Annotated in this window: 8 protein-coding genes and 2 pseudogenes; 4 read left to right on the top strand and 6 right to left on the bottom strand. The window is 44.8% G+C overall.

The features are described 5' to 3' along the window. Positions 1-117: 117 nt before the first annotated feature. The 3 genes from epd (at position 118) to fbaA (ending at position 3,512) form a co-directional block, all read left to right on the top strand. Positions 118-1,137, top strand: a complete 1,020-nt coding sequence (gene epd / locus WDV75_RS03090; RefSeq protein ID WP_273571830.1) for an erythrose-4-phosphate dehydrogenase — start codon at positions 118-120, stop codon at positions 1,135-1,137. A 74-nt stretch (positions 1,138-1,211) separates the two neighbouring features. Next, positions 1,212-2,378: a phosphoglycerate kinase gene (gene pgk / locus WDV75_RS03085; protein WP_273571829.1), complete on the top strand. Its 1,167-nt coding sequence runs from the start codon at positions 1,212-1,214 to the stop codon at positions 2,376-2,378. A gap of 57 nt (positions 2,379-2,435) precedes the next feature. Then, positions 2,436-3,512, top strand: a complete 1,077-nt coding sequence (fbaA, locus tag WDV75_RS03080) for a class II fructose-bisphosphate aldolase (protein WP_273571828.1) — start codon at positions 2,436-2,438, stop codon at positions 3,510-3,512. 143 nt (positions 3,513-3,655) lie between these two features. On the opposite strand, the pseudogene tppB reads toward fbaA, so the two are convergent. After that, positions 3,656-3,991 (bottom strand): annotated as a pseudogene (tppB, locus tag WDV75_RS03075) (dipeptide/tripeptide permease); the annotation flags it as partial. 568 nt (positions 3,992-4,559) lie between these two features. Here tppB and ltrA point away from each other — a divergent pair. Then, positions 4,560-5,897 carry a group II intron reverse transcriptase/maturase gene (ltrA, locus tag WDV75_RS03070; RefSeq protein WP_338803455.1) on the top strand — a complete coding sequence of 446 codons (1,338 nt, stop codon included), beginning with the start codon at positions 4,560-4,562 and terminating at the stop codon, positions 5,895-5,897. A 100-nt stretch (positions 5,898-5,997) separates the two neighbouring features. On the opposite strand, the pseudogene WDV75_RS03065 reads toward ltrA, so the two are convergent. The 5 genes and pseudogenes from WDV75_RS03065 to hpaX form a co-directional block, all read right to left on the bottom strand. Next, a pseudogene (locus WDV75_RS03065) lies at positions 5,998-7,116 on the bottom strand (oligopeptide:H+ symporter); the annotation flags it as partial. A 553-nt stretch (positions 7,117-7,669) separates the two neighbouring features. Next, positions 7,670-8,188 (bottom strand): 4-hydroxyphenylacetate 3-monooxygenase, reductase component, encoded by a 519-nt coding sequence (hpaC, locus tag WDV75_RS03060; RefSeq protein WP_273572059.1) that lies wholly within the window; start codon positions 8,186-8,188, stop codon positions 7,670-7,672. 22 nt (positions 8,189-8,210) lie between these two features. After that, positions 8,211-9,773 carry a 4-hydroxyphenylacetate 3-monooxygenase, oxygenase component gene (hpaB, locus tag WDV75_RS03055; protein WP_273572060.1) on the bottom strand — a complete coding sequence of 521 codons (1,563 nt, stop codon included), beginning with the start codon at positions 9,771-9,773 and terminating at the stop codon, positions 8,211-8,213. A gap of 240 nt (positions 9,774-10,013) precedes the next feature. Next, positions 10,014-10,931 (bottom strand): 4-hydroxyphenylacetate catabolism regulatory protein HpaA, encoded by a 918-nt coding sequence (hpaA, locus tag WDV75_RS03050; protein ID WP_273572061.1) that lies wholly within the window; start codon positions 10,929-10,931, stop codon positions 10,014-10,016. A gap of 129 nt (positions 10,932-11,060) precedes the next feature. Then, positions 11,061-12,428 carry a 4-hydroxyphenylacetate permease gene (gene hpaX, locus WDV75_RS03045; RefSeq protein WP_273572063.1) on the bottom strand — a complete coding sequence of 456 codons (1,368 nt, stop codon included), beginning with the start codon at positions 12,426-12,428 and terminating at the stop codon, positions 11,061-11,063. Positions 12,429-12,536: the final 108 nt, after the last annotated feature.

Here is a 12,536-nt window from a genome sequence, read left to right as displayed (position 1 = left end):
AATAAAATGTCTTGTCTGTCACAATCTGGTTAATTTTGTGAGGAATTATCAGTACAAGCAGACATTGCTCAGTTATTCTAAGCGGTTGCGTAACTACAGAGAAATTCAGGGAGTAACATGACTATCAGAGTAGCGATTAATGGTTTCGGAAGAATAGGGCGCAGTGTCTTGCGTGCTCTTTACGAATCAGGGCGTCAAGCTGAAATTTCAGTGATCGCTATCAATGAGTTGGCAGATGCACAAGGCATTGCTCACTTGTTGAAATACGATTCCAGTCATGGGCGTTTTGCATGGAATGTGCGCCTGAATAATGATTTATTGCAAGTAGGAAGTGACAGTATCCAGCTACTTCATCAACCGAATATCTCGGCTCTGCCGTGGAAAGCGTTGGACATTGATATTGTTCTTGACTGTACAGGTAGGTATGGTGAACGGGCAGACGGAGAGTCTCATATCGCCAGCGGAGCCAAGAAAGTCCTGTTTGCACATCCGGGAGGAAATAATCTGGATGCAACCGTCGTATATGGTGTTAATCATCATGCATTGGTTGCCGAAGATCGCATTGTTTCTAATGCATCCTGTACAACAAACTGCATCATTCCAATCATCCAAGTGTTGGATGATGCGTTCAATATTGAATCTGGTACGGTGACAACCATTCATGCATCGATGAATGATCAACCCGTGATTGATGCTTATCACGGTGATTTACGTCGAACTCGGGCGGCCAGTCAATCTATTATTCCTGTTGATACAAAACTGGCGGCGGGGATCACACGTATTTTCCCTAAATTCAATGATCGGTTTGAGGCGATTTCTGTTCGAGTACCCACTATCAATGTGACAGCCATTGACTTGAGCGTAACAGTCTGTTCGGCTGTGAGTGTGGAAGATGTGAACCGGCTCCTGCAAAAATCAGCGGCCAGGGAGTTTCATGGTATAGTGGATTATACTGATTTGCCGTTGGTTTCAACGGATTTTAACCACGATCCCCACAGTGCTATTGTGGATGGAACACAAACGAGGGTTAGCGGTAAGCACCTGATTAAAACCCTTGTGTGGTGTGACAATGAGTGGGGCTTTGCCAATCGTATGATTGATACGACGCTGGCAATGGCCGCAACCGGTTTCAAATAATCATTTGTTGTGTCACAAACGGCACACAGCAGAAGATTGAGTAATTTTATAAAGAATCAATGAGAGGATTCACCATGTCTGTAATTAAGATGACTGATTTAGATCTAGCGGGTAAACGTGTATTGATCCGTGCTGATCTGAATGTACCTGTAAAAGATGGTAAAGTTACCTCTGATGCACGTATCCGTGCGTCTTTGCCGACGATTGAGGCTGCGTTGAATCAGGGAGCCAAGGTCATGGTTACTTCTCACCTGGGACGCCCAACTGAGGGAGAATACAACGAAGAGTTCTCACTGCAACCTGTCGTTGATTATTTGAAAGAAGCACTTTCTTCTCCTGTTCGTCTGGAAAAAAGCTATTTGGATGGTGTTGAAGTGACGGAAGGCGAATTAGTTGTGCTGGAAAACGTTCGCTTCAATAAAGGTGAGAAAAAAGACGATGAAACGTTATCAAAGCAGTATGCTGCACTGTGTGATGTGTATGTCATGGATGCTTTTGGTACGGCGCACCGTGCGCAAGCGTCAACTCACGGCGTTGCTAAGTTTGCCCCAATTGCTTGTGCTGGCCCTCTGCTTTCTGGCGAGCTGGAAGCGTTGGGTAAAGCACTGCACAATCCTGCCCGTCCAATGGTAGCGATTGTAGGAGGCTCTAAGGTTTCAACTAAACTGACTGTTCTTGATTCACTGTCCAAAATTGCCGATCAGCTGATTGTAGGTGGTGGGATTGCTAATACGTTTGTTGCCGCAGAAGGGCATAACGTTGGCCGTTCGCTGTATGAAGATGATTTGATCTCGGAAGCGAAAAAATTGATGGAAAGCTGTGACATTCCGGTTCCTACCGATGTTCGTGTTGCAACAGAATTCTCTGAGACTGCGGAAGCAACGCTGAAATCCACCAGCGAAATTAAAGATGAAGAGCAGATCCTTGACCTGGGTGATGCTTCTGCCGAACGCCTGGCTGAAATCCTGAAAAGTGCCAAGACTATTTTGTGGAATGGTCCGGTAGGCGTTTTTGAATTCCCTAACTTCCGTAAAGGAACCGAAATTATTGCTCGCGCAATTGCTGAGAGCGATGCTTTCTCAATTGCCGGTGGCGGTGATACCTTGGCGGCAATCGATCTGTTTGAAATTGCCGATAAGATCTCTTACATCTCCACTGGTGGTGGTGCTTTCCTTGAATTCGTTGAAGGCAAAAAACTGCCAGCCGTTGTGATGCTGGAAGAACGTGCTAAAAGTAATTAAGTTGTAATAACAGGCAGCATTGGCTGCCTGTTCAATGTCAATACAGGACCACGTAACATGTCTAAAATTTTTGATTTCGTAAAACCGGGTGTCATCACTGGTGATGATGTTCAAAAAGTCTTTGCCGTCGCTAAAGAGAACAATTTCGCGTTACCAGCGGTTAACTGCGTCGGTACTGATTCCATCAACGCAGTGTTGGAAACGGCGGCAAAAGTACGTGCTCCGGTCATTATCCAGTTTTCTAACGGCGGTGCCTCTTTCATTGCGGGTAAAGGTCTGAAAGCAGAAGGTCAACAAGCCGCGATTATCGGTGCTATTTCTGGTGCTCACCATGTTCACCAAATGGCAGAGCATTATGGTGTGCCTGTTATCCTGCATACTGACCATTGTGCACGTAAACTGCTGCCATGGATCGACGGACTGTTGGAAGCAGGTGAGAAACACTACGCACAAACGGGTAAACCTCTGTTCTCCTCTCACATGATCGACCTGTCAGAAGAATCTCTGGAAGAAAATATCGAGATTTGCAGCCAATATCTGGCACGCATGGCGAAAATCGACATGACACTGGAAATCGAACTGGGTTGTACTGGTGGTGAAGAAGATGGTGTTGATAACTCCCATCTGGACAGCTCTTCCCTGTACACTCAGCCGGAAGATGTAGCTTATGCGTATGAGAAGCTGAACGCCATTAGCCCGCGTTTCACCATTGCAGCATCTTTCGGTAACGTCCACGGTGTATACAAACCAGGTAACGTAAAACTGACACCAAAAATTCTGCGCAATTCACAGGACTACGTTTCTGAAAAATTCAACCTGCCACACAACAGCCTGGACTTTGTTTTCCACGGTGGCTCAGGTTCTACCGCGGAAGAGATTCAGGAAGCTGTGAGCTATGGTGTAGTGAAAATGAATATCGATACCGATACTCAGTGGGCAACTTGGGAAGGTATTCTGAACTACTACAAAAAGAACGAAGGCTACTTGCAAGGCCAGTTGGGTAACCCAGAAGGTGCAGATAAGCCTAATAAGAAGTTCTACGATCCGCGTGTTTGGCTGCGTGCTGCTCAGGCTTCTATGGTTATTCGTCTGGAGCAGGCCTTTAAAGAACTGAATGCGATTGATGTGCTGTAATAAATTGTTATTTAGATAAAATTTATTATTTAGCACATGTAAAAGCTGGCTAAATTCTTTTTGAATTAGCCAGCTTTTAACTTGGTATTTCTCACCCGTTATTTGACTTATCAACGAGCGGAAAATCTGTTTAATCGAGCAGGTTACGCTTTCATAATCTTGTTCAGCCACGGCACCATAAAGGCCATAATCACGGCGACAATCAAGGTGGTAATCCCAATTTTACCAAATACATCAGTATAAATTGGCAGGGTTTGCAGTGGATTCGTCACGCCTTCTGGTGCGGCAGTAAAGGTTGCTACATAACTACCCAATACTGATGCTGCGGCTTGTGACAGGAACCACATGCCCAGGATAAAACCTGTCAGGTAGCTAGGAACAAACGTTGCCACCATTGCCAATCCTAATGCACTGATCATTAACTCCCCGACGCTCTGGAACAGATACACCAGTACGATAAACCATGGCGATGTAATACCATTCTGAGCGGTTCGCTAAGCTGCTCAGTGTCTTGCAGGTGAAAGTCCTGCCGCAGTAGTTGGTTGATTTGACTGCGTAGCTATGGCGTACGTGTGGATGGTGACTGAAACACGGGAGCAACGCCGGATAAACGTGACCCCTGACCCAGACTGTGGGTGCGCGCAAGTATGCAGCCCGTAACGCAAGTGAACCTGAACAAGCCTCGTAAATTTCAGCCATACCGTTATGCTGGGAGAGTGTGGTGTAGGGTGATCCTGCCGAGCCTTTAGAATGGGGGCGAAGGCCAGTGAATCATGATGGATTAACAACCATATGAAGTCATGACAGGGATCCGGGGTATTGAGGATGGGATGCATGTATAGCACTGAGTGGAACGAACGAGACCTCTCCCTGTCGTAGTCTAACCCACTGCGTAATCAAAGATATAAGGTAACCGCTGAAATTCTGAGAGATGCAGGATAGAGGAGTCGGAGGAGGTCATAGTACTGTTGATGGTAGGGACAACATAACCTGACCGTAGGGAAGGACCTCTACTTCTGTCATGCCTGTTGTTACAGGAGGTACTACGTGATTGCGAAAGCTCTAAACACGGCATTTGAAAAGGTACGAGTACTGCAACGCAAGCTATACCTGGCAGCCAAGGCGGATCCAAAACGTAAATTTGGTGTTCTGTATGACAAGGTATGTAGTGGTCGTGTGCTTGTTATGGCATGGACGCAGGTTAAAGCCAATAAAGGTTCTTCAGGAATTGACAGGTTAACAATCGATAAGATTGAAACTGAAATTGGTGTAGGTAACTTTCTGCAAGACATCCAGAAGAAGCTAGTTCAAAAGAAGTACTCTCCTCAACCGGTGCGTAGGGTTTACATTCCTAAACCGGATGGAAAGGAAAGACCACTGGGCATACCTGTTATTGAAGATCGTGTAGTTCAGGCAGCAGTAAAGATAGTCATAGAACCGCTTTTCGAAGCGAGTTTTAAAGATTTTTCATATGGCTTTCGGCCTCGCAGAAATGCGCAGCAGGCGCTGAGAGAAATCTATAAGTGGCTAAATTTTAAATGTTACTGGGTGGTAGATGCTGATTTGAAGTCTTATTTTGACACTATCCCCCATGATAAATTGTTGTTATCGGTGAGAACCAGAGTCATAGATCGCTCAGTTGTGAAACTGATTGAAATGTGGCTGAAAGCTGGAGTAATGGAAGAGGGAAACCTGAAAGCGGGGATAGCAGGAACTCCACAAGGAGGCGTGATATCTCCACTACTGGCTAATCTTTACCTGCACTGGCTGGATCATATCTGGGAAAAAGAGGGATTCAATCAGCGTGAGCATGACGCTCATCTTGTTCGTTATGCCGATGACTTTGTCATTTTGTGTAAGAAAGCACCGAGGTTTTATCTGGCTCAAGCCTGTAAGGTACTTGATCGGCTTGGATTGACGCTAAATACCGAAAAGACGAAAGTCGTTCATGCAATAAAGTCACCGTTTGACTTTCTGGGGCACAGGTTTGCAGTGCAGCCGTCCAAAAGGGATGGAAAATTGAGAACCTATTACTACCCCTCACCAGAAGCGATGAAAAGAGTAAAGCGAAAGATTCGTGAAGTGACACGAAAAGGTCAGCATCGGGATCTTCCGGAGCTAATCAGAACAGAAATAAACCCAATCCTTAGAGGGTGGGGTAATTATTTCAAGACGTGCAACTCCCGGATGCATTTCAAAAGCATCGCAAATTACACGATATGGACACTCTGTATTATGTTGAGGAAGAAGCACAAGAAGCGAACTAAAGGATGGAGGGACCATCCGCCGAGCTGGTTCTACAAGTATCACGGGTTATTTAAGTTGTATAGTCTGTCGATAAACGGAAACGAAGTCAGTCGGTATGCTCGCCTTGTAACGTCGTAATGCAGCAGGAAGAAGACAGTCGGAAAGCCGTGTGCGGGAAAACCGCACGCACGGTTTGACGAGGGGCCGCTGGGGAGATGACATCAAACTTGAGGCCTACTCTACCATCGGCAAATAAGCCAGAAGCTGCGGCGGTCAGGAAGCCCAGGGAGCACAAGAACATGCCGAAGGTGAATTTGGTTGGCATGGAAAAATCTTTACCTTTGTTACCCAGTTTGGTGTAAACCACGGCCAAAACAGGGCTGGCGACGATGATCCAGAAGGGGTTCAGTGCCTGAAAACTGATGGGATTGATATTAAAACCGAGGATCTGGTGGTGAACATTATTGATGGCGAAGAAATTGAGGGAAGTTGGCATCTGGTTATACAGGATAAAGAACACGATAGCCTGAAGCATCAGAATAAATGCCACAAACATTTTATTGCGGCCGACTCTGTCCTGTTTGAATGCCTGCCAGAAGAAAATCACCACCACAATGGCTGAGATCGCCATGAGGGCAATATTGGCAATTTTGATGTTGTGCAATAACCATGCACAGATGCCAATCATAGCTACTGTCCCCATCAAGACCAAAAACAAGGTGGCATAGTTTAAAGGGGCATGGTCTGGCTCTGAACCGATGCTATGTACCATACGACGGCAGGCGATATAAACCAGCAGGGCAATAATCAGGCCGATACCGCAGATATTATAGGTGATGGCATAACCATATTTTTCGGCAATGACGGGGGCAAGAGAGAGGGAAACCAGGGAGCCAAGGTTGATGGACATATAAAATAGCGTGAATGCGCCATCCAAACGTGGATCTTGCGGCTGGTAACATTTTGCCAGCAGACTGGCAGGGTTGGCTTTGAAAAGGCCATTACCGACAGCGACGGTTCCCAGGGCATAAAAAATCAGCTCAGGATTGATGATGGAAAGACCAATCATAAAATAACCTATTGCCAGTATGATAGCCCCCAAAACAATGGTACGTTTTGTCCCCAGTAAGTGATCACCGACATAACCACCAATAGAAATCAGGCCGTAGACCAACGCAGTAAATGCGCCAAAAGTGATAAATGATTGTGCTTCTGAAAAACCGAGCTGTTGAACGAAGTAAACAGCCAGAATGCCTTGAACACCGTAGTAGCCAAATCGTTCCCACAGTTCTACAAAAAATATCATGAAGAAAGGCTTAGGTTGATCCCATAAACCTACCGGAGCGGTTTTACTCATAGTGATGCCTCTGTTTGCTATCATTAGATGAGCAGTACACTCAAATAAAATATATTCAGATAATTATACTGTTGTTAATATATTTTTAACTTAAATGTATCGCACAAGTTATGCTTTTGTTAATTTATTCAAAGTGATCGTAAAGCGAGGGAGGTTAATATACTGGTATGGTATCTTCTCGATGGTTGATCACACGAACGAAAAAAAGTAATACCAGATCTGGCAGAATATTCACTAAATTAATATCAAAAATTGTTAATAAGTGGATTTTGCGCTCGCAAATAAATCAATTTGACTGTCATTTAATCTCTTCCGTTTGTTGTTTGTTGAAAAGTGGTGGATTAAATAAAAATAGGGATGAAATGGAATCACCTTAATCTATATGTGAATTTTTTCTTATGTATTTTAAGGTGGGTAGTGTGAAATTTCTGGCTGATATCCAATGCCAATTCTATTAAATACCAATTAAAAAGAGATTGATAAGAATTTAGAAATGAAGGCTCTTTATTAAGGAACCTTCATGTTAGAATATTTCTGCTTTGATGCGCTTTTTTTAAACAACGGTTGCCATATTTTTATCCATCACTGGATGAAAATTACGTTTAAAGTAAATAAGACCATGACCTTCTTCACGAACAATAATCTGTTTTATTTCTACCAGATATACAAAGTGAGTACCGACTTCTTGTATTTGCTTAATGCATCCCTCTAAATTGGCGAGTGTCCCTTGTAACAAGGGTTGTCCCAGTATCCCCGTTTTCCAGATATCCCAATTAAAGCGCTCTTCCATGCTGATACCTGTCATGCCCGCGAAATGGCGAGCCATCAATTCCTGTTCATGATTCAGGATATTGACACAAAGATGGCCATTTTCCTGAAATACCGGATTCATGGCGCTATTGCGATTAATACATACCATCAAAGTCGGAGGCGTATCTGTCACAGAACACACCGCCGTTGCAGTCATACCGCAACGCCCCGCAGGACCATCCGTGGTGATGATATTCACCGCAGCGGAAAGGCTTGCCATCGCATCCCTGAAACGCAAGCGATGTTTATTTTCTACAGACATAAATAGGCCTCCTGCTACTGATTTATTTCAGTAGCTTATCTAACAGGTTAATATCACGGTTATTGTGTAAGTGGGGACGGGTCCAGCCATTCACATCATAGTCAGAGAGACAACGATCAACCAATTCCGTCATTTTCTTCATATTGCCAGAGCCATAGGCGTGACGCAGACATTGCAGGCGAATTTCATCCTGACTGCCGGCATAATTAATTTCGTATAATTCATGGCGACCACCGAACTCACTGCCAATGGCATCCCACATTAATTTCAAGATCTTGATTCGTTCCACATGATCAATACCATTAGAGCCACGGACATATTTTTCAAGATATTTATTGATCTCAGGATTATTCATGTCACGCACACTGGATGGCAAATAAATCAGGCCGCTGGTGACATTGCTTTCAATAATATTCTTGATTTTTGTATAAGCCATGGGCGCCATCACGCGATAAGTCTGAATTGCTTGCGTATCAGGCAGATAAGCGCCATTTTCCCACGGCTTGGCTTCTGCCCACATCGCATCTGTCAGTGACCAGAACAGATTGCGCCACGCAACGACTTCTCCCAAATCGGCCTGAACACCGCGGAATTCCACCACGCCAGTGCATTCAAGGCTTTTTTGTAACAGTGCCGTTATGAAATCAAGCTTAACAGCAAGGCGTATACAGGCTTGCATGGGAAATAGCCGCGCAAAACCACTTTGCACCGCCCAATTACGGGCACGATCAAAATCGCGATAAATTAACACGTTTTCCCACGGAATTAATACCTTATCCATGACCAAAATGGCATCATTTTCATCAAACCGACTGGAAAGGGGGTAATCAAAAGGTGAGCCAGTAGCACCGGCCACTAATTCATAAGAAGCGCGGGAAATTAATTTCACACCCTCGGCATCCATTGGTGCAACAAACATGAGGGCAAAATCAGGGTTATCTCCCATAACTTGCGCAGAGCCAAAACCGATAAAATTATAGTGAGTCAGGGCTGAATTGGTCGCGACGACTTTGGCGCCACTGACAATAATTCCAGCATCTGTCTCTTTTTCTATCTTGATAAAAACATCTTTGACCTGATCGGCGGGCTTATGGCGATCAATCGGTGGATTAACAATCGCATGATTGAAATAGATGCAGCTTTCCTGAATACGCTTATACCATATGCGGGCATTATCAGCGAATTGCCCATAATATTCAGGATAAGCACCCAATGAGCAGCAAAATGCTGCTTTATAATCGGGTGAACGCCCCATCCAGCCATAATTTAGGCGTGACCATTCGGCAATGGCATCGCGCTGCTGGCGGATATCATCAGCGCTGGTGGCGAAACGGAAGAATTTGTGCGTGTAGCCACCACTTCCGGTATCGGTATCCCAGCAGAGTACATCGTGGGTTTCTGGGGCATGAAGGGCATCATACAGTTGACCGATTGAAGCAGCCGCATTGCGGAAAGCCGGATGTGTTGTGACATCTTTGACGCGTTCACCATAGATGTAAATTTCGCGGCTATCCTGAAGTGAACTCAGGTATTCTTTACTGGTAAATGGGCGTTTATGATCAGCACGCAAATTTTCTAGTCTCATAGCAACCTCATGCTCCAAAAATCCCCTTATTTTGACTTGTTATCTATATGGGGGGGATGGTTGTTAATTTTATGTTTCTTTCACTGTTTGATTGAAGCGGCTAAACGGCTCCTCTTGAAGAGACTTTCGGAGGGTTTACTGGTACTTTTCGATAAAAGTAGAGAGTTTGTTGCGTAAATGTGACCGACTTTGTGTTTTGGTAATCATGATTTTCTGCATGATTACGCCGTCCTGAAAAACTTAAACATGTCCCCCTGAATTCTTTTCCCGCCAAATACTCGGTGAGTACCCCACCAACCGATTAAAAAATCGGGTAAAGTAAGCAGGATCTTTAAACCCAAGTTGATACGCTATCTCAAATACGGGGCTATCACTAAACAGTAATAATCGCTTTGCTTCTCGCAGTAGTCGGTCAAAGATCAATTTTTTGGGTGGCCGATTGGCAAAGCGTCGGCACATATCCTTTAGCCGTGATTCCGTAATTCCCAATTTTTCTGCATATTCTGGTACGGCAAGGTGCTGGCAATAGTGTTGATCAATCAATTGATTAAAGCGCTGAAACAGTTTCAATTCTCCTCTGACACCACCGCAATGATGATCGTCAAGGGGAATACTGCGTAGTAAAAAGGTAAACAGAGATTGAGCCAGGAAAGTCAGCGATTGTTCTCGTCCGGTAAATTGGTTGGCAGACTCACGCCCAATCAGTGCCCAATAATGGTTGAATGTTTCCAATTCATCGTATTTATCTGCGACGGAAAGGCAGATAGCCGGAATCTCAACCAGTTCCCGATGGGTAGGATAAAGCGAACTGAGCAAGGGGGTGATTAGTTCCTGACGGACGGTTAATACATAACCATCCGTATCTTCCTGCGTAAAAAAAGCATGAGGCACGGAAGGTGGAATCAGGATAAACAGAGGGGCTTGTACGGAATAATGCTGTGCGTCTAATTGCAGTTCGATCCGCCCTGTCACCAGATAATGGAGTTGGAAAAAACCGTCATGGCGATGCGCCTGCATATTACGCCCGAAAAATGCCGCCATGCGACCAAAAGTTTGATAATGAACATCATCCGATCCCTGAATTTCATCATAGTCCTTGCTGATATCGATATTCGTGATGATGGGTTTATTGGCTTTGAGCGCATTGGATACAGTCATCAGTTTCCTCCTGTATCTTATTGTTGGCTAAGGTATATACGCATTAAACTTCAAGTTGCAATTTACAACACGATATGAAACCACACGCACCTTGAAGTTAGATTGGTATACCAATATATTGCTTGTTATTTACAATTTTGCCTGTGGCCGTGAATGTCTCATTGGGATCAGAAAAACAATTAATGCACCGATGATCAGTAATCCGGCTACGAAATAAAGTCCAGCGTTAAAATTTCCCGTTTGATCTTTTAACCAGCCGATCAGCAGAGGACTGACGGCAGATCCCACATTGCCGGTAGCGTTGATCACAGCGATCCCCACGGCACGGGCGCGCAAACTAATCGATTGATCTGGCGTTGTCCAGAATACCGCCATAGCTGTAAACGATCCGGTAGAAGCCATAATGATCCCCAGCAGTTGCACTATGCTGTTATCCGTCAGTGAAGTTAAAATCCAGCCTGCGGCAGCAAACAGATAAGGCAAAACCGTGTGCATTTTGCGTTCTTGCAGGCGGTCTGAGTGGCGGCTCCAGTAAACCATACCTAAAATCGTGCAGAATTGTGGAATGGCAGTCAAAATGCCAATGGTTACATGGCTACTGCCCTGATTGAAACTCTGCATAATCTGTGGCGTCCAGATATTAATAGCACTTAAGGTGTTGGTCAGGCAGAAATAAGCGCAGGTGTACATCAATACAATCGGGGTAAACACCTCGCGCCATAAGCGGGTTTTTTGCTGTTGAATCTGTTTATTGGGCTGGGTGATAGAAAGCTTATCGTTTTCTATCATCTCTTGAAGGCATTGCTTATCTTCACGAGTCAGCCATTTGGCCTTTTCTGGTGAGTCATCCAGATAAAACCAGACAGCAAAACCAAGCAAAACAGAAGGGAAGCCTTCCAGCAAAAACAACCACTGCCAACCGCGCAAATCCCAGATGCCATCCATTGCCAAAATGTAACCGGAAATCAGTGAACCAAACGCCATCGTTACGGGCATGGCAATCATAAACAACGCATTGGCGCGTGCGCGATAATAGGCTGGAAACCAATAAGTCAGGTAAACCAAAATACCCGGCAGAAAGCCGGCTTCCGCAATACCCACCAGCATCCGCAAGATATACAGGCTCGTGGGACCAGTGGCAAACATTGTAGCAGTGGAAGCGATCCCCCATAACACCATGATGGTCGCGATCCAGCGACGAGCTCCCACAATGCTCAACATCACATTGCTGGGAATACCGAAAATAACGTAAGTGGCGTAAAACAACGTTGCGGCTAAACCGAACATGGTGGATGTTAAACCGAGATCTTTTCCCATCGTCAAACCAGCAAATCCAATATTGATACGATCCAGAAAAGAGAAGACGAACAGGACAAAGAGAAAGAGGATCAGACGCCGGAATAATTTATTGATGACACTTTGCTGTTGAGTGGTCAGCTTTTTCAGCGGCTGGGGAGGATTTTCGGATTTTGGTATCGTGTCAGGTGAAATGCTCATCGGTGTTTCCTTGTTTTGTTAGTGGTTTGATTTTCCTTCGGCTGGGGATTTGAAATTTATTGGCTATATGTAGTTGTTTGCACAGAGATTAGGAACTAACTTCAATTG

The sequence above is a fragment of the Xenorhabdus griffiniae genome (assembly GCF_037265215.1).
Taxonomy (GTDB): domain Bacteria; phylum Pseudomonadota; class Gammaproteobacteria; order Enterobacterales; family Enterobacteriaceae; genus Xenorhabdus; species Xenorhabdus griffiniae.
The sequence above is the reverse complement of the archived record's forward strand: the minus strand, read 5'-3'. Positions and strand labels throughout refer to the sequence as shown.